The sequence below is a fragment of the Salinicola sp. JS01 genome (assembly GCF_030284585.1).
Lineage (GTDB): Bacteria > Pseudomonadota > Gammaproteobacteria > Pseudomonadales > Halomonadaceae > Salinicola.
The window spans coordinates 2,053,309-2,076,557 of record NZ_CP127244.1 but is presented as its reverse complement, the minus strand read 5'-3'; the positions used below and the strand labels follow the sequence as shown (position 1 = coordinate 2,076,557).

The following is a 23,249-nucleotide window of genomic DNA, read 5'->3' as shown; positions in this document are numbered from 1 at the left end:
TTCTCCCACCGCCGCATCATTGCCGCCGGGTTTTTCCATGAAATCTGAACGCGCCGAGCCTATGCTCGGCGCGTTTTTCGTGCACGGGTGCACGCAGGTAGCGGGCTGTCAGCCGGAGGCCGTGCGTACCTCGTGTTCGGGCTGAGGGTCGGCCGGCATCAACTGCAGATGCAGCTCCGGCAGCTTGGCCAGATGCGCCTTCAGCCACTCGGTGAGGGGAGTGAACAGCTGCTGACGCAGCTGCAGCAGGGAGTCCGCCGGGATGGCGTCGATGCGCTGATCGAGCCAGTCCGCCAGGGCTTCCTCGTCCAGATCGAGCGCGCTCTCGCTGTCCCACAGCAGTCTGCCGATGCGCGTCCAGCCGGTCTCGGTCGGCAGCAGCGTGAGCGCGATCGACAGCGAGCTGGCAGCGCGGCGCGGACTGGTGGCCGCGCCGGGCCTGCCGGCGCGGGTGCGCGGCGAGAGCAGCGTCGGTTGCAGATGGAAGTGGCGACGCGGGCTCAGCGTGCCGTTCTCCAGTGCCAGCAGGTCGCCGTTGACGACCCGCTCCGGCACCGCGATGCCGAGGGTTTCGGCGAGTTCGCGGTGGGCCTCCTGGTGCGTCAGCTCGCCGTGCACCGGCAGCAGCAGGCGCGGCTTGAGCCAGCCGTAGAGCTGGCGCAGCTCGTCCCGCGCGGGATGCCCCGAGGCGTGCAGCGCAGGGTCCGAGTGCTCGTCGTGGATATGCACGTCGAGGCGCTTGAAGCCGTTCTTGAGGCGCTCGATAGGGCGCTCGTTGCCGGGGATGGCGCGCGCCGAGAAGATGACGTGATCGCCCGCTTCCAGATCCAGCAGCGGATGGCGCCCCTGGGCCAGTCGCGACAAGGCCGAGCGCGGCTCGCCCTGGCTGCCGGTGGCGATGATCAAGATCTCCTCCGGCGGCAGATAGCCGAGATCGTAGGTCGGCACCTGCGGCGGAAAGTCCTCGAGATAGCCGAGCTGACGGGCGATGGCGACCATGCGCTCCATCGAGCGACCCAGCAGCGCCACGCGGCGCCCGCAGCGTGCGGCGATCTGCCCCAGCGACTGAATGCGCGCGAGATTGCTGGCAAAGCAACTGACCGCTACCCGTCCACGGCACTCACGGATCACCGCCTCGAGTGCGGCGCCGGCTTCCGACTCGCTGCGCGAGTGACCCTCGACGTCGGCATTGGTCGAGTCGGCCACCACCAGATCCAGCGGCGCCAGGCGCTCGAAGGAGCGCGAGTCGATCGGCGGGCCGATCAGCGGCGCCGGATCGAGCTTCCAGTCGCCGGTGTGCAGCACGCGCGCGCCGGGCGTCTCGATCGCCAGCGCGCAGCTCTCGGGAATGGAGTGGGTGACCGCCACGAAGCCGACCTTGAAGGGGGACTGCTCGACGCTGCTGCCGGGCATCACCGGACGCAGTGCATCGGTGCGCAGACCGCGTTCGAGGAACTTGGCACGCAGCATCTCGATCGCCAGGGGTGTGGCATAGACGGGACAACCCCAGTGGGGCCAGATCCAGGCCAGGGCGCCGATATGGTCTTCATGACCGTGGGTGATGAACACCGCCTCGGGAATCATGCCCTCTGCCGCCAGGTGGGCCACGTCGGGAATCTGCAGCGGGGCGTCGGGCAGATCCTGGCGGATCATCATGCCGCAGTCGACCGCGATCCAGTGATCGTCGTAGCCGTAGAGCGAAAGGTTCATGCCGATTTCACCGCAGCCGCCCAACGGATGAAACAGCAGAGGCGGATAGGTGCGGGGGCGGATCTGCGCGCGCGGACGAAACATCGGCTTCCTTAACGGGAAAAGTCTCGTCTCACTATAAGGCATCGTTCTCGGCCCGCTCAAACCGGGATCGGCGCGCGTAAAGGCGAGCGCCGCAGCCACGGCGAATCGGGTACAATATTGCCGCCCCGAGCGCGGCGGGTGTCGTGCCGCCGCTACCGAGGCAGGTTGCGTCGTCGCGTCCTCTCGGTGCGCGGCGACTTTTCGTTTCATCGACCCTGTCAGCGTGAGTTATGCCGCACAATTATCGTTTGATCGTCTCCTGCCCAGACCGGGTCGGGATCGTGTCCCGCGTCTCGGGCTTCATCGCCGCCCAGGGGGGCTCCATCATCGAGGCCAACCAGCACTCCGACCTCGATAACGGGCGCTTTTTCATGCGCTACGACATTCAATCGGAGGCGCTGGGGGCCGCGGCCTTTCGGGCCGAGTTCGAGACCATTGCCCGCGAATTCGCGATGGATTGGCGGCTGAGCGATGCCAGCCGGCGTCAGCGTGTGGTGCTGATGGTCTCGCGCGAGTCGCACTGTCTGGTCGACCTGCTCTACCGTTGGTCGGCGGGGGAGCTCGATTGCGACATTCCCTGCGTGATCTCCAACCACGATGATCTGCGCGCCCTCGTCGAGTGGCACGGCATCGACTTCCATCGGGTGAGCGTCGACCCCGCCGACAAGGCGCCCGCGTTCGCCGAGGTCGAGCGGCTGATCGATGCGGCCGAGGCCGACAGCGTGGTGCTGGCACGTTACATGCAGATCCTGCCGCCGGCGCTGTGCGAGCGCTACGCCGGGCGCATCATCAATATCCACCACAGCTTTCTGCCGTCCTTCGCCGGCGCCAAGCCTTACCACCAGGCGTTCGAGCGCGGGGTCAAGCTGATCGGTGCGACCTGCCACTACGTCACCCAGGAGCTGGACGCGGGGCCGATCATCGAGCAGGACATTCAGCGGGTGTCGCACTGCCATACACCCCAGGATCTGGTTCGGCTGGGGCGTGACGTGGAGAAGGCCGTGCTCGCCCGCGGCCTGCGCTGGCACCTGCAGGATCGCGTCCTGATCCACGGCAACAAGACCGTCGTCTTCTCCTGAACCTTCGGGCGGTGTCGCTGGCGTCGCGCCGGCGGCGTCAGGCCGGCTGCTCGCCGTCGAACAGGCCGAGCTGGCGCTGTTCGGCCTCCGGCGCCAGGCGCACGCCGACCCCGAGCAGGCGCACCGGGCGGCCGCCGCGTTGCCAGGCGCTTTCCAGCAGCTCGTGGAAGCGCGCATGGATCACGCCGCGGGCGCCGGTCTCCTGAGTGGTGCTGGTGAAGTCGTGAAAGCGCACCTTGACGAACTGCTTGCCGATATCGGGGTGGCCATGGCGGGCCAGGCGTTCGTCGAGACGCACAATCAGCGGTGCCAGCGCCTGGTGGCACTGGGCGAGGTCCGGCAGGTCGCTGTCGTAGGTGGTCTCGACGCTGACCGACTTGCGCTCGCGGGTGACGTTGACCGGCCGGTCGTCGATGCCGTGGGCCAGCTCGTGCAGGCGCTGGCCGAACTTGCCGAAGGTGTCTATCAGTTGCTCCAGCGGCCGCGCGCGCAGTTCGGCGCAGGTGGCGATGCCGAGTCCCGCCAGCTTGGCCGCGGTGGCAGGGCCGACCCCATGCAGCTTGTCGACCGCCAGACCCTCGATGAAGCTCGCCATCTGTGCGGGCGGAATCACGAACAGGCCGTCCGGCTTGTCCCAGTCGCTGGCGATCTTGGCCAGGAACTTGTTGGGTGCCACGCCCACCGAGACCACGATGCCGGTACGCGCGAGCACCTCCTGCTTGAGCCAGTGCGCCATCCAGGTCGCACTCCCCTGGAAACGGGTGACCTCGCTGACGTCGAGATAGGCTTCGTCGAGGGAGAGCGGCTCCACCAGCGGAGTCAGCTCGTGGAATACCGCTTGAATGTCATGCGAGACGCGGCGGTAGCGATCGAAGTCAGGCTTGAGCAGCTTGAGCTCGGGGCATAGACGCAGGGCGCGTGCGGTGGGCATCGCCGAATGGATGCCGTAGCGCCGCGCCGGGTAGTTGCAGGTGGCGATGACCCCGCGCTTGTCGGCACTGCCGCCGATCGCCAGCGGCAGGTCACGCAGCCCGGGGTCGTCGCGCATTTCCACCGCGGCGTAGAAGCAGTCGCAGTCCGCGTGGAGGATCTTGCGCATGGCTGCCGACGGCTACTGCAGACCCAGGCCGTTGCCGCCGCGGATGATGCCTACGCCGAGACCCTCGATATCCAGCTGCTGGTGCTCCAGATCGACTTCGATGGGGGCGAAGTCGGCGTTCTCTGCTAGAAGGGTGACGCGGCGCCCGCGGCGTTGAAAGCGCTTGACCGTGACCTCGTCGTCGAGCCGGGCGACCACGATCTGGCCGTCGCGCACTTCCTGGGTGCGATGCACGGCGAGCAGGTCGCCATCGAGGATGCCGATGTCTTTCATCGACAGCCCACGCACACGCAGCAGGTAGTCGGCCCTGGGGGCGAAGTAGTCCGCCGGCAGTGGGCAGTAGCGGTCGATGTGCTCGGCGGCCAGGATCGGGCTGCCGGCGGCGACGTTACCCACGATCGGCAGGCCGGTTTCGGCGGGGTCGGTGGGTTCCGCGGTCCCGGCCGCAGTGGGCAGTCGGATCCCGCGGGAGGTCCCCGGAATCATGCGGATCACACCCTTGCGATCGAGCGCACGCAGGTGCTCTTCGGCGGCATTGGGAGAGCGGAATCCCAGCGCCTTGGCGATCTCGGCGCGGGTGGGCGGATAGCCGAACTCGGTCATCGTCTTGACGATGAAATCGTAGACGTTCTGCTGCCGGGCGGTGAGCGGTCTCGACATTGGGCGTCTCCCCGGGGCCTGTCAGGGCTTGGTCATGTATACAGTCTGGAATTGTATCCAGTCATGCGGGGTAGCGAAAGGGGGCGGGCGAGGAAAGGGTGCCGGGAAGGGGCTTTGGTAAAAGACTCGGTGGAAGGTCTCGTGGAAGGTCTCGGGGAAAGGGCGCCTTCGACGTTTGCCGCGATTGTGCCGTGACGTCTGGGGTGGTTAGATTCGAAAGCGTTTCAAACAGGCGTTTTTCAGCTGATTCGACAGGCGTTGGCCGACAGATTCGATGTCAGTGAAAAGCCGCCGATATCGACAGTAAAGAGGTAGTCCATGGCCCAGTCCGACACTGTGACCCGCATTCTCGACACCGCCGAGGTGCTGTTCGCCGAGAAAGGGTTCGCCGAGACGTCGCTGCGCAACATCACCACCCGGGCCAAGGTCAACCTGGCGGCGGTCAATTATCACTTCGGTTCCAAAAAGGCGCTGATCCAGGCGGTCTTCGCGCGTTATCTCGATCCCTTCGCCGAGCGCCTCAATCACGCGCTAGACGGGCTCGAGCGCCACTATGGCGGGCAGACCATTCCGCTCGAGGTGCTGCTCGAGCGCCTTGCCGAGAGCGTGCTCGAGGTTCCGGCGGAGCGTCACAGTCTCAAGATATTCATGAAGCTTCTGGGGCTCGCCTATACCCAGGCCCAGGGGCATCTGCGGCGCTACATTCAGGCGCACTACGGCGAAACCTTTCACCGTTTCGTCGCCTGCCTGCGGCTGGCCACGCCGGAATTGCCGGAGGCGGAGCGTTTCTGGCGGCTCCACTTCATGCTCGGTACCGTGGTATTCACGCTATCCGGACTGGATGCGCTGCGCGATATCGCCGACACCGAGTATCACGAGCATGTCACCGTGCGCGACCTGATCCGGCGGCTCAAGCCGGTGGTGGCGGCCGCCATGCTGGCACCGCTGGAGCCGGCGGAGACCGCGGTGAGCTGATGCGGCGGCGCCGACCTCTGTCATGACGCTGGCGGGTCGTCTAGAATCGGGCGCTTCACGGTTTCAGGTAACGGCTATGACACAACCGCTGGGTCCGGTAATGCTGGACGTCGAGGGCACTCGACTGCGTGAGGAAGAGCGGCGGCTGCTGTCGCGCCCCGAGGTCGGGGGCGTCATTCTGTTTGCGCGCAACACCCCGGATGCGGGAACCACCCAGACGCTGATCGGCGAGATTCGCGCCTGCCGGCCGGACCTGCTGGTGGCCATCGACCAGGAGGGCGGGCGCGTGCAGCGGCTCAAGCAGGGTGTGACCCGGCTACCGCCGATGGCGACCCTGGGGCGGCAGTTCGCCGAGTCGCCGGAAGCCGCGCTGGCCCTGGCCCTGGATACCGGTTGGCTGCTGGGCATGGAGATGGCCGCGTGCGGTTTCGACCTGACTTTCGCCCCGGTGCTCGACCTCGACGACGACCAGTCGCCGGCGATCGGTTCGCGCAGCTTCTCGCCCGACCCGGAGGTGGTCGCGGCGCTGGCCGGCGCCTTCATCGATGGCCTGCACGATGCTGGGATGGTCGCCATCGGCAAGCACTTTCCCGGCCATGGCGGGGCGCGGCAGGATTCCCACCACTCGGTGGCCCGTGATCCACGCTCGCTGGAGGCGCTGCGCGCGCACGATTTGGTGCCTTTCGCGCGGCTGGCGAGCAAGCTCGATGCGGTGATGCCGGCGCATGTGATCTTTCCCGCCTTCGACGAGCGCCCCGCGGGCTTCTCGCCCAGCTGGCTGGGGCTGCTGCGCGAAGAGCTCGGCTTCAAGGGCGCGATCTTCTCCGACGACCTGACCATGGCGGCTGCCCACGCCGCCGGAACGCCGGCGGCGCGCGCCGAGGCGGCCTGGGCCGCCGGCTGCGATATGGCGGTGATCTGCAACGACCCCGCGGCGGCGCGGGAGGTGGTGGATGCCTGCAGCGGACGCCAGGCGCCGCGGATCGCCAAGCTGCGTTACGCCCGCGCCCGGCCGAGCCTCGAGTCGCTGGCGGTGATCTCGCGCTGGCGGCGTACCCACGCCCGTTTGGAAGCCCTCAACGAGGCGGAGTGATCCGCCCTCTATCCCCAGGCGGCGCCGGCCCTGCCGGTTGCCGCCGACTGCTATTGATACGGTATACGATGACTCAATCTACGCTCCCCGACGCGCTGAACTCGATGCAGGAGGTCATGGATAACGCCGACTGTCTGATCGACCAGGCCCAGGTAGAGCAGGCCCTCGACCGGATGGCCGCGGCGATCACCCGCGATCTCGGCGACAAGCTGCCGGTGTTCTACTGCGTGATGAACGGCGGCCTGATCACCACCGGGCACCTGTTGACCCGGCTGGGGTTCCCGCTCGAGGTCGACTATCTCCATGCTACGCGCTATCGCGGCGGGCTCCGTGGCGGTGAGCTGTTCTGGCGGGTCTCGCCGGAAATCCCCATGGCCGGGCGCCATGTGGTGATCGTCGACGACATTCTCGATGAGGGCGCGACCCTGGCGGCGATTCTCGACTACTGCCGTGAGGCGGGCGCGGCGAGCCTCTCCACCGCGGTGCTGGTCGACAAGCAGCACGACCGCAAGGCCTCCCCGGATCTCAAGGCGACCTACTGCGGTCTGGAAGTGGTCGATCGCTACGTGTTCGGTTTCGGCATGGACTACAAGGGCTACTGGCGCAACGCCCCCGGCATCTTCGCGCCCAAGAACCTGTAAGCCTGGAGGCAGTGCGTCCGCCGCTGAGGCTTTCCATCGCGGCCCGCCGCCTCTCCCGCCTGTGTCCCGCGCTCTGCTCCGCGTCCCGCCGTTGCCGCTAGCGCGGGCTGAAGCGCCGCTGTAAGCCCGTCTCGTTCATCATGCGCGTGGAGATCTCTTCGATCGAGAAGCGCGTGGTATCGATGAACGGGATGTTCTGACGTCGGTAGAGCGCTTCGGCCTGCTCGATCTCCTGCATGCACTGGTCCATTGAACAGTAGCGGCTGTTGGGGCGGCGTTCGGTACGGATCGCGGCCAGGCGCCTGACATCGATGGTCAGCCCGAACAGCTTGTGGCGGTGCTTGGCCAGCGATGCCGGCAGCGCCAGAATGCCGTTCTCGTCGAGGTCGTCCTCGGTCAGCGGATAGTTGGCGGCGCGGATACCGAACTGCAGCGCCAGATAGAGCGACGTGGGCGTCTTGCCGCAGCGCGACACCCCGACCAGGATGATGTCCGCCTCCTCGTACTGATGGGTACGTGCCCCGTCGTCGTTATCGAGGGCGAAGTTCACCGCGTCGATACGGTGCATGTAGACATCGTCGCGTCCCATGGCATGGGCGCGGCCGACGGTATAGGTGGAGTGGGTCGCCAGCTCCTCCTCCAGCGGGGCGAGAAAGGTCGAGAAGATATCGACCATGAACGCCGGCGCCTCGGCAACGATCGCGCGCACCGACTGGTCGACGATGGTGTCGATGACGATCGGGCGCACGCCGTCGCGCTCGGCGGTGAGCTCGATCATGCCGACCAGCGAGCGCGCCTTGTCCAGGGTGTCGATGTACGGCTTGGTGACCAGGTGGAAATCGGTATTCTCGAACTGCGACAGCAGGCTGCGTCCCAGTGTCTCGGCGGTGATCCCGGTGCCATCCGAAATGAAGAAGGCGGTGCGTGTCATGGTGGGCATTCCTCGGCGTGGATAGGCCATTGTCGACCCGGATTTCCTGTTCAGGCAACCACTTGTGACCACGTCGGCGCGAATCCCCCGGCTGACTACAAGAACCGTGGAAAAGGCCGGATTCTTGTAGAAATACTCCAAACCCTACGCCCTTAAACTGCTGGCGCCGCCCGGGGGCGACTGTTAGCTTCTGGCTCCAGCGAGGCGCAGAGGACGTGCCGCAACGTCAGCCGAAACGAGCAGGAGAGGACCTTGGAACCCTTCATCATCACTTTCGATCAGCTGGGTATGGGCGATGTCGAACGGGTGGGCGGCAAGAACGCCTCCCTCGGCGAGATGATTTCGAATCTGGCCGATGCCGGCGTCACCGTGCCGGGCGGCTTTGCCACCACGGCACATGCCTACCGCGAATTCCTCAAGCACGAAGGGCTCAACGACCGTATCAATGCCGAACTCGCCACGCTGGACGTCGACGACACCGAGACACTGGCCAAGGTGGGCGAAAAGATTCGCGGCTGGGTGATCGATACGCCGTTGCCGCCGGCTTTCGAAGCGGCGCTGGCGGATGCCTACCAGACTCTGCAGGCGCGCTACCCGCAGCTCAAGGTGGCGGTGCGCTCCTCGGCCACCGCCGAGGATCTGCCCGATGCCTCCTTCGCCGGGCAGCAGGAGACCTTCCTCAACATCGACGGCTTCGACAACGTCAAGCGCGCGGTGCACGAAGTGTTCGCCTCGCTGTTCAACGATCGTGCCATCTCCTACCGCGTGCACCGGGGCTACGCCCACGAGAACGTGGCGCTCTCCGCCGGGGTGCAGAAGATGGTGCGCTCCGAGACCGCCGCCAGCGGTGTGATGTTCACCCTGGATACCGAGTCCGGCTATCGCGACGCGGTTTTCGTGACCGGCGCCTGGGGGCTGGGCGAAACCGTGGTGCAGGGCGCGGTCAACCCCGACGAATTCTATGTGCACAAGCCGACCCTGGCCGCCGGCCGGCCGGCGGTGCTGCGGCGTACTCTGGGTTCCAAGCGGATCAAGATGGTCTACACCGAGGATGCCGCCGCCGGGCGCTCGGTCAAGACCGTGGATGTCGCGCATGCCGACCGCCAGCGCTTCTGTCTGAGTGATGACGACGTCATGGCGCTGGCACGCCAGGCGGTGACCATCGAGCAGCATTACGGCCGCCCGATGGACATCGAGTGGGCGCGCGACGGCGACGATGGCCGGCTCTATATCGTCCAGGCGCGGCCCGAGACCGTGGTCTCCAATCAGGATGCCGGCACCCTCGAGCGCTTCACCCTCAAGGAGAAGGGTCGCGTGCTGGTCGACGGCCGCGCCATCGGTCAGCGTATCGGCCAGGGTAAGGTCCGGCTGGTGGCATCGCCGGAGGAGATGCACAAGGTGCAGAACGGCGATGTGCTGGTGACCGACATGACCGATCCCGACTGGGAGCCGATCATGAAGCGCGCCTCGGCGATCGTCACCAACCGTGGCGGACGCACCTGCCATGCGGCGATCATCGCCCGCGAGCTGGGCATCCCCGCGGTGGTGGGCTGCGGCGACGCCACCGAGCTGCTCGAAGACGGTCTCGAGGTCACCGTCTCCTGTGCCGAGGGCGATACCGGGCATGTCTACAACGGCAAGCTCGAGTTCGAGTGCCGCGCCACCAGCGTCGACAGCATGCCCGATATCCCGTTCAAGATCATGATGAACGTGGGCAACCCCGATCGCGCCTTCGCCTTCGCCGGGCTGCCCAATGCGGGCGTGGGGCTGGCGCGGCTGGAGTTCATCATCAATCGCATGATCGGGGTGCACCCGCGGGCGCTGATGGATTACGACAAGCTCTCCAGCGACCTCAAGCAGACCATCGATCTGCGTACCGCCGGCTACACCGATCCGGTCAGCTTCTACGTCGACCGTCTGGTCGAGGGCATCTCGACCCTGGCGGCGTCGTTCTACCCCAAGCGGGTGATCGTGCGGCTGTCGGACTTCAAGTCCAACGAGTACGAGAACCTGATCGGCGGCAAGCTCTACGAGCCGGGCGAAGAGAACCCGATGCTCGGCTTCCGCGGCGCTTCACGCTATCTCTCCGACGACTTCCGCCCCTGTTTCGAGCTGGAGTGTCAGGCACTCAAGCGCGTGCGCGACGAGATGGGCATGGACAACGTCGAGATCATGGTGCCTTTCGTGCGTACCCCGGCGGAGGCCAAGGGGGTGGTCGAGCTGCTCGAGGCCAACGGGCTCAAGCGCGGCGAGAATCATCTCAAAGTGATCATGATGTGCGAGCTGCCGGCCAATGCGCTGCTGGCGGATGAGTTCCTCGAATACTTCGACGGCTTCTCGATCGGCTCCAACGACCTGACCCAGCTCACCCTCGGGCTCGACCGCGATTCGGGTATCATCGCTCACCTCTTCGACGAGCGTGACCCGGCAGTGAAGAAGCTGCTGTCGATGGCGATCCAGGCGTGCAAGGCCCAGGGCAAGTACGTCGGTATCTGCGGCCAGGGCCCCTCGGATCATCCCGAACTGGCCAAGTGGCTGATGGAGCAGGGTATCGACTCCGTCTCCCTCAACCCGGACGCGGTGCTCGAGACCTGGTTCATGCTGGCCGGCGAAACCCTCGGCTGATTGCCAGCCAGGCCTCGCCGCGCGAGGCAGCGTCATCCAAGCCGGTGCGAGCGATCGCACCGGCTTTTTATGTTCTCGGGTGCTCCGTTTGCATGGGTGTCGTGGTGTCATGAGCGGGTGTCATGAGCGTAGCCAATTGCGCAGCTTGACCAGCAGCAGCTCGCCGTCGGACATGTCGCGGCGCTCGGCGAGCAGGGCACTGAGCGCTTCGGGACGGTCGGTGATGATGTTGTCGACGCCCATGTCGATATAGCGCGACATGGCGCCGGGACTGTTCACCGTCCACACCGCCACCCCACGGCCGCTGCCGTGCAGTGTGCGCAGCAGGCTCGGGTTGGCCTGGGTATGGCGCAGGCCGATGATGTCGGCGGGTGTCTCCGCCAGCGCCCCGGGCAGGATGAACTGCATGAACAGGGTGGTGCGAATGTCCGGCGCCAGCTGCTTGACCCGCGCCACCACTGACGGCGAGAGCGACGCGATCACGACGTGGTCGGCCATGCCGCTGGCGCGTATCTGGGCGATTACCTGGCGGGCCAGGCGGTCGGCGCTCAGCGGCGCCGGCTTGAGTTCGACGTACAGATCGATCCGCCCGCGGGCGCGCGCCAGCAGCGCGGCAAAGGTGGGGATGCGCTCGCCGACGAAGGCATCGCCGAACCAGGCCCCGGCGTCGACCTGGGCGATCTCGTCCAGGGTCATCTCGCTCAAGCGGCGATCGATACCGGTGAGCCGGCGCAGGTTGTCGTCATGGGCGACGATCACTTGGCCATCACCGCTCAGGCGCACGTCCAGCTCCATGTAGTCGGCCCCGGCGTCGATGGCGCCTTCCAGCGCCGCCAGGGTGTTCTCCGGCGCCTGGTGCGAGGCGCCGCGGTGGGCGGTGATGGTGACCGTGTCGTTGATCTCGAACCCTTGGAGAATCCAGCCCGCCTGGAGCAGCGCGAACGCCAGCACTAGAATCTCCGCACCCCAGGCGATCACCCCCGAGCGGCGCGGTGCGGGCTCGCTGTCGAGCACCGGCGCGCGTCCGCTGGCGCGCTGGAACAGGGTAGTGACCAGCAGGCTGTTAGCGCTGACGCCGAGGAAGGTCAGCGCGATGGTGGCCAGGATATAGAGTGCCAGATACGCGAGCATGGCCGGAATCAGCACGCTCGCGCGCTCGGGTAGATGCCCCAGCAGCGGCCCGCCGAGGGCGTTGAAGAGCAGGCTGAAGAGGATCGGGATCGCCGCCACCGACAGCGCCGTGCCCAGCACCAGCAGGGCCATGCGCCAGCGTCGCCGGCGGGTCAATCGATGGCTGCGGGCCAGCGCCGCGAGCGGCCCCAGTCCCTCCAGCACCAGCGCCGGCAGGGCGAGAAACCAGCGCAGATAGAGCGTGCCGGCGAGCACCGCCCAGACCAGCAGCAGCGGCAGTGCCAAGGCGAGAAACTGCCACAGCGCCGCAGGTAGTACGCGAATCAGTACATAGGGTTCGGTGTCTCCCAGCAGCCAGGCATAGAGATGGGCTACGCCGAGGGCGAAGGGCGCCGCCAGCAGCAGATGCGCGCCGACCTGGAGAAAGGCCAGCGCGGCCAGCGCCGGAAAGCGCCGCAGCACATGCCACAGGGCGCCCATGGCGATCCGATAGCGCCCGCCATCGCGGCTGGAGACCACGCGCATCATGCCCGCCTGCTGCAGAAAGATCACCAGGAAGCTCAGCCCCAAGGCCGCCAGTAGCCACAGTAGCCCCCAGGCGGATAGGGCGACATCGACGATCTGGCCGTTGCTGAGCACCGGCTGGCCGATACGCTGCAGCAGCCCGGCCAGGGTGCCTGCGGAGAGTGGCACCCAGATTGCTGTGGCCAGTAGGGTGAAGAAGAGATGAAAGGCGATGAGCGCGCGCCAGTGTACGGCGATCTGGCGCGTGATGTCCTTGATCAGCGGGCGTGGGGCAAGCATGTAGCGGTCGTCGACGTCCTGGTCAGTGTGGGGTCATCTTCCGTGTGACCCTGTCAGTCTTGTCTTCAAAGTGTCATCGGCGCAAGTCGCACAGGTGATCCCCCTGTTCGAGAGGCATTCTCGTCCGCTGCAAACGCCAAGGCCGCCCGCAGGCGGCCTGGGTCGCGCGATGACCGAATATCAGAACTGCCAGCCCACCGACGCGGTGTAGGCATCGACCTTGTAGTCGCTGTCGAAGTCGTAGCGCTCGTACTCGGTGCGCAGCAGCAGATGCTGGTAGCGGTACTGAACGCCGGCGCCGTAGACCGGGTCGATGCCGTCGTTGTCGTCGAGGTTCGAGCCCGCGCCGAGATCGCCCCGGGCGTCGACGTCCCACTTCGCCATACCGGCCTTGGCGAACACCTCGAAGCCGGCGACCAGCGGATACTTGCCGATCAGGTTGAGGCCATAGGCGCGGGTCTTCAAATCGACCACGTTGCCGCCGCGGATGATATTGGGCTTGCCCAGGTCGGCGTAGAACGCCTCGGTGGCGAAGTAGGGGTTGTACTCGTAGCCCACGAAGGCCTTGTAGACGCTGTCGTCGTCATCCACGTGGTAGCCGCCGCCACTGGCACCGGCGAAGCGGCCGACATCACTGTCGCTGCTGGTGACCTTGCCGTAGCCGCCGCCGAGGCCGACATACAGGCCATCGGCGTTGGCCGCCTGGGCGGCGGGTGCCAGCAGCAGCGGCGACAGCGCCAGCGGGAGTGCCAGCCAGGTGTTGATCTTCATATTTTCCATCTCCATCCCGTTGATGAACGCTGTTCTTTTATCTAAAAACTCTAATTTGCTAACCGCCCCGGCGCAACCCTGGCCTGGCCAGGCTTGGCGTCGACACGGGGGCGCGCGACAATGGGCCAACCCACTATCCCGCCACGAGGCGCTGCCGTTATCGACTTCTTTCGCCCCCTCGACGCGCTGCGACGCCTGACTGCTGGCCGTCCCATGGGCCGCCGCCGTTCACCACGTGTCGTGCTTTGCGGCTGCGACGCGCGCCACTACGGTTGGTTGCGTGACCTCAGCGCGACCCACGAGGTGATCGCCATGGTCACCGAAGCGCCTTGGCAGCACGCCACCCGGGTCGAGAACGTGCGGCTCTACTACCCCAGCGAGGTGTTCTCGCTGTGCCGCCGCTTCGAGGTCGACTACCTCGTCTACGCCACGCCGGCGGAGCGCGATGCGATCGAGCGCGCGGCACCCGCCGGGGCGGTCTTCGCGGCGCACTGGTGCCTCGGCATCAAGGGGCTGGCGGCACGCTGACGCAGCCTCTAGCGCCATTGGTCCGGCGGCCCTCGTGCATAAAAAACGCCCCGCGCGGTGCGGGGCGTTTCGGTAGCCTCTTCATGAAGCTGCGAGCATCGGAAGAGTCGTATCAGGCTTCCTGGGCGACCGGAATGACGGTGGAGGCCGCTTTCTGGAAGTCCTCGATCTCATGGAAGTTCAGATAGCGGTAGATCTCGCCCGCCATCGCATCGAACTCGCCCATGGTCGCTTTGTACTCCTCGACCGTCGGCAGGCGGCCCTCTACGGCAGCGATGGCCGCGAGCTCTGCCGATGCCAGATAGACATCGGCGCCGTCACCGAGACGGTTGGGGAAGTTACGGGTCGAGGTGGATACCACGGTCGACTTCGGTGCCACACGTGCCTGGTTACCCATGCACAGCGAACAGCCCGGCATCTCCATACGAGCACCGGCCTTGCCGTAGATGCCGTAGTAGCCCTCCTCGGTCAACTGATGTTGGTCCATCTTGGTGGGCGGCGCAAGCCACAGGCGCGTCTTCAGGCTGCCCGCGGGCTGCTTCTCGAGCAGCTTGCCGGCGGCACGGAAGTGGCCGATGTTGGTCATGCACGAGCCGATGAAGACCTCGTCGATCTTCTCGCCGGCGACCTCGGAGAGCAGGCGCGCATCGTCCGGATCGTTGGGGGCGCAGAGTACCGGCTGGTCGAGTTCGCTCATGTCGATCTCGATCACCGCGGCGTACTCGGCGTCGGCGTCGGCGCGCATCAGGCTGGGGTTGGCCAGCCACGCTTCCATGCCCTGAATGCGACGCTCCAGGGTGCGGGCGTCGCCGTAGCCTGCGCTGATCATCCACTTGAGCAGGGTGACGTTGGAGGTCAGGTACTCGGTCACGCTCTCCTCGGAGAGGGTGATGGTGCAGCCCGCGGCGCTGCGCTCGGCGGAGGCGTCGGAGAGTTCGAACGCCTGCTCGGCGGTGAGATCCTCGAGACCTTCGATCTCCAGGATGCGCCCGGAGAAGATGTTCTTCTTGCCTGACTTGGCGACCGTCAGGTGCCCCTGCTGGATGGCGTAGTAGGGGATCGCATGGACCAGATCGCGCAGGGTGATTCCCGGCTGGCGCTTGCCCTTGAAGCGCACCAGTACCGATTCCGGCATATCCAGCGGCATGACGCCGGTGGCGGCGGCGAAGGCGACCAGACCGGAGCCCGCCGGGAAGGAGACGCCCAGCGGGAAGCGGGTGTGCGAGTCGCCACCGGTGCCCACGGTGTCGGGCAGCAGCATGCGGTTGAGCCAGGAGTGGATGATGCCATCACCCGGACGCAGCGAGACGCCGCCGCGGTTCTGGATGAAGTCCGGCAGCGTGTGGTGGGTCTCGACGTCGACCGGCTTGGGATAGGCGGCGGTGTGGCAGAAGGACTGCATCACCAGGTCGGCCTGGAAGCCGAGGCACGCCAGGTCCTTGAGCTCGTCGCGGGTCATCGGGCCAGTGGTATCCTGGGAGCCGACCGTGGTCATCTTCGGCTCGCAGTACATGCCCGGGCGCACGCCCTCGAGGTTGCACGCCTTGCCGACCATCTTCTGTGCCAGGGTGAAGCCCTTGCCGGTATCGGCTGGCTGCTCCGGCTTGCGGAACACGTCGGAGGCGGGCAGGCCGAGCTCGTCGCGGGCCTTCTCGGTGAGGCCACGACCGATGATCAGCGGAATACGGCCACCGGCGCGCACTTCGTCGAGAATCACCTGGGTCTTGAGCGCGAAGGTGGAGATCACCTCGTCACTGTCGTGACGGGTCACCTTGCCCTCGTAGGGGTAGACATCGATGACGTCGCCCATCTCGAGCTTGTCGACATCCATCTCGATCGGCAGGGCGCCAGCATCTTCCATAGTGTTGAAGAAGATCGGTGCGATCTTGCCGCCGAAGCAGAAGCCGCCGGCGCGCTTGTTGGGGACGTGGGGGATGTCGTCACCGAAGAACCACAGCACCGAGTTGGTCGCTGATTTACGCGAGGAGCCCGTGCCTACCACATCGCCCACGTAGGCGACCGGAAAGCCCTTGGCCTTGACTGCCTCGATCTGCGCCAGCGGGCCCTTGCTGCCCGGCACTTCCGGCTCGATGCCGTCGCGCGGGTTCTTGAGCATGGCGTTGGCGTGCAGCGGGATGTCGGGGCGCGACCAGGCATCCGGCGCCGGCGACAGGTCGTCGGTGTTGGTCTCACCGGGCACCTTGAACACCGCGATGCTGATCTTGTCGGCCAGCGCCGGCTTGGCCAGGAACCACTCGGCCTCGGCCCACGACTCGAGTACGCCCTGGGCCACGGCGTTGCCGTTCTTGGCCCGCTCGGCGACATCGTGGAAGGCGTCGAACATCAGCAGGGTGTGCTTGAGCTGTTCGCCGACCTCCTGAGCCAGCTCGCTGTCGTCGAGCAGCTCGACCAGGGTGGCGATGTTGTAGCCGCCCTGCATGGTGCCCAGCAGCTTGACCGCGTGGATCTTGTCGATCAGCGGCGAGGTCGCCTCGCCCTTGGCGATGGCAGTGAGGAAACCGGCCTTGACGTAGGCGGCTTCGTCGACACCGGGCGGCACGCGATCGGTGATCAGTTCGAGGAGAAAGGCCTCTTCACCAGCGGGCGGCTGCTTGAGCAGTTCGACCAGCTGGGCGGTCATTTCGGCGGTCAACGGTTTCGGCGGCACGCCTTCCTGGGCGCGCTCCTCGACGTGTTGGCGGTAAGCTTCGAGCACGGTTGAACCCTCATCTAATGTCAGAGCCCGCAGCGAGAGCGGCGGCGCCGGCGCGCGATGACTCCGCCGTGAACGGCGGGGTGAAGCGGCGGCAGACGACCGGCTGCGGTGGGTGCTGCGCAGTCTACGTGAAACTGTCGACAATGTTAAGGCGAGGCGTGCAGGCCCCATCATGAAGGCGTTCGATGGGTGTCGTGGGGCCTCCTTACGGGGCTCGCCGCGTCGCCTGAGGTGCGCGTGGAGACATTTGCACGGGCTTTCCCTAACATGAGGCCGCCCGAGATCGACCACGGACGACATCGCCATGACCGCTTATACCGCTACCGAGACCGACGCCACGCTGCCACGGGAGTTGCTCGAGTTCCTGCCCTGCGCGACCCCCGAGAGCTGGATCGAGGCGGCGCTCGCCAATCCGGCGCTGCTGCTGATCGACCACGCCCAGTGCGAGAAGAAGGCGGCCTCCACCGCCATGAGCCTGATGTTCCGCTATGTCGACCGCCCGGAACTGCTGGCCAAGATGTCGCAGCTGGCGCGGGAGGAGCTTCTGCACTTTGAACAGGTGGTGGAGATCATGCAGGAGCGCGGGGTCGACTACAGCCATTTGCAGGCGTCGCGCTACGCGGAAGGGTTGCGACGCCATGTGGCGCGTGACGAGCCGCAGCGCCTGATCGACATCCTGATCGTCGGTGCCTTCATCGAGGCGCGTTCGTGCGAGCGCTTCGCGCGGCTGATCCCGCGGCTCGATGCGCAGCTGGCCAAGTTCTACCGCTCGCTGGTGCGCTCGGAAGGGCGCCATTTCGAAGACTATATCGGTCTCGCCCAGCGCTATGCCGGTGCCGCCGCGGTCGACGAGCGGATCGCCTTCTTCGCCGCCCACGAGCGGGCCCTGATCGAGGAGACGGACACTCACTTTCGCTTCCACAGTGGGGTGCCGGCCGCGGTATGACGGCGGCTGACGCCGCTGTAGGCGCTTCTGGGCGTATTCGAGGAGACGCATGACGCAGCCATCCGCTAGCGCGACCCTGATCCTGTTCGGGCAGTTCGGCCTGCACCGGGGTGCTACCACGCTGACCCAGTTCAGCTACGACAAGGTCAAGGCACTGCTGGTCTATCTACTGCTGCAGCGCGAGCCGGTCAGCCGGGCCCAACTGGCGGCGCTGCTATGGCCGGAGCAGCGCCTCGACGCCGCGCGCACCAATCTGCGCCATGCGCTGCATTCACTGCGTCACGCCCTGGGCGCGTGCGCCGAGGATGCGCTGACGGTCACCCGCCAGACCATCGCCTGCCTGCCGCCGGCATCGGTGACATGGGACCTGCGCGAGATCGAGCGCGAGCTCGCGCTGACGCCGGACCTGGCAGGGCTCGAGAGGCTGCTCAGCCACTATCACGGTGCGCTGGTGGCGGAGCTGGCGCTGCCCCACTGCGAGGCCTTTAGCCACTGGCTTGTGCAAGCGCGTGGTCACTGGCGCCGCCGGGTGACCGACTACGCCGAACGAGCCCTGAGCCAGGCGCAGACGCTGCCCGAGGCGCTATTGCGGACGCTGGTGACACGCTTCCCCGAGCATGCGGCGTTCCAGGAACAGTTGATCCGCTGTCTCGCCGGCCACGGCCAGTTGGCCGCCGCGCGCGAGCGCTTTCATGCCCTGCTGCGTCAACTGGCGCTTTCCGGTGAGCAGCCCAGCGCGGATTTCCTGCAGTTCGCCGGTGACTGGCCGGATACTATCCCGGCGGCGGAGGTCGCGCTGCCGGCACCGGCATCTCCCGCCCCGGCCGAGGGCTACTCGGCGGCGGAGATCGACTTTCGCCAGGTGGCGATCATGGCGATCGCGCTCAAACCGCCGGAAAGCGGCAACGATATCGGTCAGGCGCTGGCCTGTCTGAATCTGCAGGAGCGGCTGTTCCGCTGGCTGGAAACCCAGTGCCATCAGCTCGGCGGCTTCTGGCAGGCAGCGGTGGGCAGCGGGGTAGGGATGGCCTGCTTCGCCACTCACGGCCCGACGCATCAACTGGCTGAGCTGGTGGCGCTCTACGACCACTGCCAGCAGGGGCTGTCGGCCCAGGTGGCTGCGTGCTGGCAAGAGCCCACGCCGCCACCCGCCTTTAGGCTCTGCGCGGGATTGGACAGTGGCCGGGTGATCTGGCTGCCGGAGCGCCGCACCATCGACCCGCTCGGCGATGTCACCCAGGTGGCGCTGGGGATGCTGGCCATGGCTGAGCCGGGTGAGCTGATGATTTCGCTCAATGCCAGCCAGCATCTGCCCCCGGCCTTCGATTTGCAGGCGCGGCTGACACCGCGGCTGTTGAGCTCCGAGGGGCGGGTCGCGCGGCGCGCCCTGGCGCTGGCATCTGGCGACGGCAATCGGGTGGCTCGGGTGCCAAGTCTGCTGGGTCGGGATGCCGAGCTGCGTCAGCTGCGCGACGCCCTGGCTCGGGCTGCGCTGGGGCTGAGGCAGAGCCTTCTGGTGCTGGGCGATACCGGCATCGGCAAGTCGGCGCTGATGATTCGGTTTCGCGAGTGCCTGCAGCACGAGGATGTCGCGCTGTTCTGGCGCCAGACCACGCGGCTGTCGAGTCAGACGCCTTATGCATTGGTGCAGTCGCTGCTGCGCTGGCATCTCGGCGCGGAGCCGGCGCTCGCCAGTCTTGAGGCGCTGATCGACGCCACGCCGACACTGGCCAAGGTCGGCGTCGAACGGCGCCGCCTGCTGCTCGACGTGCTGATGCGTGAAGTCACCAACCGCGAGGCGGCCGAGGAGGCGGTAGAGCTGGTCAGCCATCTGACCCAGTCGTTGATCCTGCAACTGACCGCGATGCGCCGGCCGCTGGTGATGATCATCGACGATCTACAGTGGCTCGACGAGCCTTCGCTCAAGGTGTTGCACAACTTGCAGGTGCGTCTGCCGATCCACTCCTCGCTGCTGCTGCTGGCCTCGCACCAGAACCGCGAGATGCCCTCGATCCGGCTCAACTGGGACCAGCAGATCGCGCTCGGGCGTCTGGGGTCCGAGCAGTCGGCGGAGATGCTCGACGTGCTCGCCCGGCGTCACTGTCTGACGCTGGACCCGGGCCTGCGCGAGCAGCTGATCGCACGCTGTGAGGGCGTGCCGCTCTATTTGCAGGAGATTTGCCGCTGGCTCGAGATCGACCGCCGGGAGGGGCGCACCCTCGATGCCGCCGCCTTGCCGCGTGGGCTGCTGGGTCTGCTCGCCAGCCGCATCGATCAGCTGCACCAGGATCGCAGCGTGGCGCACATGGCGGCGGTGTGCGGGCGCCAGTTCGAGACCGCACTGCTCAGGGCGTGTCTCGATACCACCGATGCGGCGCTGCGGGGGGCGCTCGAACAGATGCGCCGACTCGAGATCATCGAGCCGTGCGAGAGCGCGCCGTTCGATTTCCAGTTCACTCATCCGCTGCTGCACGAGGCCGCCTATCTCTCCTGCCCCCAGGATGTGCGCGTGACCCTGCACGGCCGTCTGGTCGGGCTGATCGAGTCCCAGCGCCCAGCCTGGATCAGCCGGCATCCCGGCGATTTCGCCGAGCATCTGCAGCGCAGCGGTGACCCGGGGCGCGGCGCCCGCTACTTCGAGATGGCGGCGCGTGGCGCCCTGCGCGCCAGCGCCAATCGCACCGCACTGCGTCTGGCCGAGGCTGGTCTTGCCTGTCTGGCGCGCGTACCGGGCGGGGCGGTGGAACGGCGAATCAGCCTGCTGACGGTACAGGGGCAGGCCTACTACGCCCTGGAAGGGCACGGCTCGCGCCCGGCCCAGGCGTGCTTTATCGAGGCGCAGCAGCTGTGGCGTGACGGCCCCGCCCAGGAAGAGGACGCCGAGGATCAGGCCTTCCTGGTCACCTGGGGGCTATGGGTCGGCGCCAGCCAGCGCTATGCCAACCGCGATGCCGATGCCCTGGCCGAGCACCTGCGCGAGCTGGCACAGCGCATCGACGACCCGCGCTACCGTCGCCTGGCGCTCTATGCCCGCGCCTACGGCGAGTACTGGAGCGGTGAGGTGGGGCGGGCCTTCGAGCATCTGGAGCAGATCGATCCCCTGCGTCAGCCGATGGTGCTCGAGTGGCTACCTTATTCGGATCATCCGCAGGTGGCGGCCAGCTGCTATCAGAGCTGGGCGCTGTGCCTGCGCGGCGACTATCGGCGCGCCGAGCAGCAGATGGAGGCGGCGATCCGGCTGGCGGAGGGCATCGGCCATCCGGCATCACTGGCCATGGCGCTGATCTTTGCCGCCTCGCTCTACCGTCAGCTGGGGCATGTCCACCTGGCCCTGGAGCGCGGCCAGCGTGCCTTCGAGATGACCCGTTCACAGGATCTGCAGCGCTGGCATCTGGAAGCGCTCTGCGTGCTCGGCTGGGGGCAGGCGCTGGCTGGCGATACGGCCGGTCTGGATCAGGTCGAGTCGGGGGTCGAGCAGTTGATCGAGCTCACCGGTCGGGCCCGCCACCAGCGCGCCTCGCTCTGGTACGGCGATGCCTGTCTGGCGCTCGATCAGCTCGAGCGCGCGGCGCACTACCTGATGCCGTGTCTGGCGCAGGCGCGTGACAATCGCTCGACCATGCTGCCGCAGCTACTGCTGCAGATGGCCCGGATCCAGCATCGTCAGGGCCGGCCAATGGCCGAGATCGAAACGCTGATCGCCGAGGCGCGGGCGTGGGCGGAGGAGGCCGGCTGTGCCCATCTCGAGCTTCACAGCCTGGCGCTGTGGCTGACCCTGGTGGATCCCGCCGATGCCGAGAGCCAGCGCGCGCTGCGCTACCGCCTGGGCGAGGTCGCACTCTCCGATGCGCCGGTGCTGACTCGCTGGCGTACGCTGCTCGACAACCTCAGCGGCGAGGCGCGCCCGCCGCAGCGCCCTCGGCGGACCGCCACGACTCGGGCGCGGCATGGCTGACTAAAGGCACGCCACCCGTCACGGATGGGGCGACGAGCGTTGGGCAGTGACATCAGTGGATGGGTGGTAGCACCGCCGGCCACGCCGTTGTGCGTAGACTCAGGCGGGGCCGGCGGCGGAAAAGGCCGGTTCAGGCGAGGGCGAAAGACTCCAGCGTAATGTCGTCGCCTTCGACTCTCAGCTGCCAGCCCTGGTTGGGCCGCCAGTCGCCGATGACATAGCGCTCGGCGCGCTCGCCGTCGACCGCCAGCTCGTGCACCGCCGGGCGGTGGGTATGGCCATGGATCAGCAGGCGTGATTCATGCGCGCGCAGCGTATCGACCACCGCCGCCGGTGTCACATCCATGATGTCCTCGGCCTTGTTGGAGTTGGCCTCGCCGGACTGCTGGCGCAGCTTGCGCGCCAGCGCCAGGCGCTCCTCCACCGGCAGCGCCAGGATCTGTGCCTGCCATGCCGGATCGCGAGCCTGACGGCGGAACGCCATATAGGCGGTGTCACCGGTGCACAGGCTGTCGCCGTGCATCAGCAGGGCGCGCCGTCCGCCCAGCTCGACCACGGTGGGGTCCTCGAGCAGGGCGCAGCCGCTGTCGGCGGCGAAGGCCTCGCCGATCAGGAAGTCACGATTGCCGTGCATGAAGGCGAGCCGCGTGCCGGCGTCATGGCAGGCGCGCAGCTCGGCGATGATGCGCTGCTCGAACTCGCCGCGGTAGTCATCGCCGATCCAGGCTTCGAACAGGTCGCCGAGAATGGTCAGTGCCGAGGCCTCGCGGGCGGGTCCGCGCAGGTAGTCGATGAAACCCTGGGCGATCTCGGGCTGGTCGGGTTGTAGATGCAGGTCGGCGATCAGCAGTTGCATGGCGGACTCGATGGCAGTGGCGGTCGGTGGGAGAGGCGAAGGGGGCCGTTCAGACGACTTCGGCGCGTTCGATGATCACATCCTCGACCGGCACGTCGCTGTGCATGCCGCGGCGCCCGGTGGCGACCTGGCGGATACGGTCGACCACGTCCATGCCCTCGACGACGTTGCCGAACACGCAGTAGCCCCAGCCCGGCAGGCTCTTGTCGCGGTGGTTGAGGAAGTCGTTGTCGGAGACGTTGATGAAGAACTGCGCGCTGGCCGAATGCGGGTCCTGGGTGCGCGCCATGGCGACGCTGCCCTTCTGGTTGGTGAGACCGTTGTCGGCTTCGTTCTCGATCGGCGCCCGCGTCGCTCTCTGCTCGAAGTCGGTGTCGAAGCCGCCGCCCTGCACCATGAAGCCGTCGATCACGCGGTGGAACAGGGTGCCGTCATAGTGGCCGTCGCGGACGTACTGCTCGAAATTGGCGGCCGTCTTGGGTGCCTTGTCGGCGTTCAGCTCGAGTTTGATGATGCCGTAATTGGTGTGCAGAACGATCATGGGATTTCCTGAGCGAAAGGGCGTGTTCCGGGCCGGCGCCGGCTTGGCGCCGAGACCGCGCGTCGCGCTATAATAGCCGCTTTGCGCGGGTGGGAGAAACCGCC

General features: G+C 66.8%; 17 protein-coding genes. 8 read left to right on the top strand and 9 right to left on the bottom strand.

All coding sequences use genetic code 11. The features are described from left to right. Nucleotides 1-108: 108 nt before the first annotated feature. The gene (locus QO259_RS09405) at nt 109-1,794 is read right to left on the bottom strand and encodes a ribonuclease J (protein ID WP_285952603.1); all 1,686 of its coding nucleotides are present in this window, start codon (nt 1,792-1,794) and stop codon (nt 109-111) included. A 230-nt stretch (nt 1,795-2,024) separates the two neighbouring features. Between QO259_RS09405 and purU the strand changes: the two genes are divergently transcribed. Continuing rightward, complete coding sequence (gene purU, locus QO259_RS09400) at nt 2,025-2,873, top strand: formyltetrahydrofolate deformylase (protein ID WP_207035951.1); 849 nt, start codon at nt 2,025-2,027, stop codon at nt 2,871-2,873. A gap of 37 nt (nt 2,874-2,910) precedes the next feature. Here the strand turns inward: purU and dinB are convergent, their stop codons facing one another. Next, complete coding sequence (dinB, locus tag QO259_RS09395; RefSeq protein ID WP_285952602.1) at nt 2,911-3,972, bottom strand: DNA polymerase IV; 1,062 nt, start codon at nt 3,970-3,972, stop codon at nt 2,911-2,913. 12 nt (nt 3,973-3,984) lie between these two features. Then, nucleotides 3,985-4,632, bottom strand: a complete 648-nt coding sequence (gene lexA / locus QO259_RS09390) for a transcriptional repressor LexA (RefSeq protein ID WP_285952601.1) — start codon at nt 4,630-4,632, stop codon at nt 3,985-3,987. Between the two features lie 318 nt (nt 4,633-4,950). Between lexA and QO259_RS09385 the strand changes: the two genes are divergently transcribed. The 3 genes from QO259_RS09385 (at nt 4,951) to QO259_RS09375 (ending at nt 7,341) form a co-directional block, all read left to right on the top strand. After that, nucleotides 4,951-5,607 carry a TetR/AcrR family transcriptional regulator gene (locus QO259_RS09385; RefSeq protein WP_285952600.1) on the top strand — a complete coding sequence of 219 codons (657 nt, stop codon included), beginning with the start codon at nt 4,951-4,953 and terminating at the stop codon, nt 5,605-5,607. Nucleotides 5,608-5,683: 76 nt separating this feature from the next. After that, nucleotides 5,684-6,700 (top strand): beta-N-acetylhexosaminidase, encoded by a 1,017-nt coding sequence (gene nagZ, locus QO259_RS09380; protein WP_285952599.1) that lies wholly within the window; start codon nt 5,684-5,686, stop codon nt 6,698-6,700. A 68-nt stretch (nt 6,701-6,768) separates the two neighbouring features. Next, a complete protein-coding gene (locus tag QO259_RS09375) occupies nt 6,769-7,341 on the top strand; it encodes a hypoxanthine-guanine phosphoribosyltransferase (RefSeq protein WP_233076436.1) in 573 nt (190 codons plus the stop codon). A gap of 97 nt (nt 7,342-7,438) precedes the next feature. Here the strand turns inward: QO259_RS09375 and ppsR are convergent, their stop codons facing one another. Further along, on the bottom strand, nt 7,439-8,272 hold the full coding sequence (gene ppsR / locus QO259_RS09370; protein ID WP_106420082.1) for a posphoenolpyruvate synthetase regulatory kinase/phosphorylase PpsR: 834 nt from the start codon (nt 8,270-8,272) through the stop codon (nt 7,439-7,441). A 252-nt stretch (nt 8,273-8,524) separates the two neighbouring features. Between ppsR and ppsA the strand changes: the two genes are divergently transcribed. Beyond that, entirely contained in the window at nt 8,525-10,897 is a 2,373-nt protein-coding gene (gene ppsA, locus QO259_RS09365) for a phosphoenolpyruvate synthase (protein WP_285952598.1), read from the top strand. Between the two features lie 120 nt (nt 10,898-11,017). Here the strand turns inward: ppsA and QO259_RS09360 are convergent, their stop codons facing one another. Further along, nucleotides 11,018-12,832 (bottom strand): glycerophosphodiester phosphodiesterase, encoded by a 1,815-nt coding sequence (locus QO259_RS09360; RefSeq protein WP_285952597.1) that lies wholly within the window; start codon nt 12,830-12,832, stop codon nt 11,018-11,020. 180 nt (nt 12,833-13,012) lie between these two features. After that, the gene (locus QO259_RS09355; RefSeq protein ID WP_285952596.1) at nt 13,013-13,603 is read right to left on the bottom strand and encodes an outer membrane beta-barrel protein; all 591 of its coding nucleotides are present in this window, start codon (nt 13,601-13,603) and stop codon (nt 13,013-13,015) included. A 120-nt stretch (nt 13,604-13,723) separates the two neighbouring features. Here QO259_RS09355 and QO259_RS09350 point away from each other — a divergent pair, with 120 nt between their 5' ends. Then, entirely contained in the window at nt 13,724-14,131 is a 408-nt protein-coding gene (locus tag QO259_RS09350) for a hypothetical protein (protein ID WP_285952595.1), read from the top strand. A 112-nt stretch (nt 14,132-14,243) separates the two neighbouring features. Here QO259_RS09350 and acnB read toward each other — a convergent pair whose 3' ends face one another. After that, the gene (acnB, locus tag QO259_RS09345) at nt 14,244-16,847 is read right to left on the bottom strand and encodes a bifunctional aconitate hydratase 2/2-methylisocitrate dehydratase (RefSeq protein ID WP_285952594.1); all 2,604 of its coding nucleotides are present in this window, start codon (nt 16,845-16,847) and stop codon (nt 14,244-14,246) included. 304 nt (nt 16,848-17,151) lie between these two features. On the opposite strand from acnB, the gene QO259_RS09340 reads away from it, so the two are divergent. Together QO259_RS09340 and QO259_RS09335 are read left to right on the top strand one after the other, a co-directional pair. After that, nucleotides 17,152-17,793 (top strand): MiaE family protein, encoded by a 642-nt coding sequence (locus tag QO259_RS09340; protein ID WP_285952593.1) that lies wholly within the window; start codon nt 17,152-17,154, stop codon nt 17,791-17,793. A 49-nt stretch (nt 17,794-17,842) separates the two neighbouring features. Continuing rightward, nucleotides 17,843-21,748 carry an ATP-binding protein gene (locus QO259_RS09335; RefSeq protein ID WP_285952592.1) on the top strand — a complete coding sequence of 1,302 codons (3,906 nt, stop codon included), beginning with the start codon at nt 17,843-17,845 and terminating at the stop codon, nt 21,746-21,748. Between the two features lie 130 nt (nt 21,749-21,878). Here the strand turns inward: QO259_RS09335 and QO259_RS09330 are convergent, their stop codons facing one another. Then, nucleotides 21,879-22,604, bottom strand: coding sequence for a UDP-2,3-diacylglucosamine diphosphatase (locus QO259_RS09330; protein ID WP_285952591.1), 726 nt, complete (start codon nt 22,602-22,604; stop codon nt 21,879-21,881). 49 nt (nt 22,605-22,653) lie between these two features. Beyond that, on the bottom strand, nt 22,654-23,145 hold the full coding sequence (locus tag QO259_RS09325; RefSeq protein ID WP_285952590.1) for a peptidylprolyl isomerase: 492 nt from the start codon (nt 23,143-23,145) through the stop codon (nt 22,654-22,656). Nucleotides 23,146-23,249 lie beyond the last annotated feature (104 nt).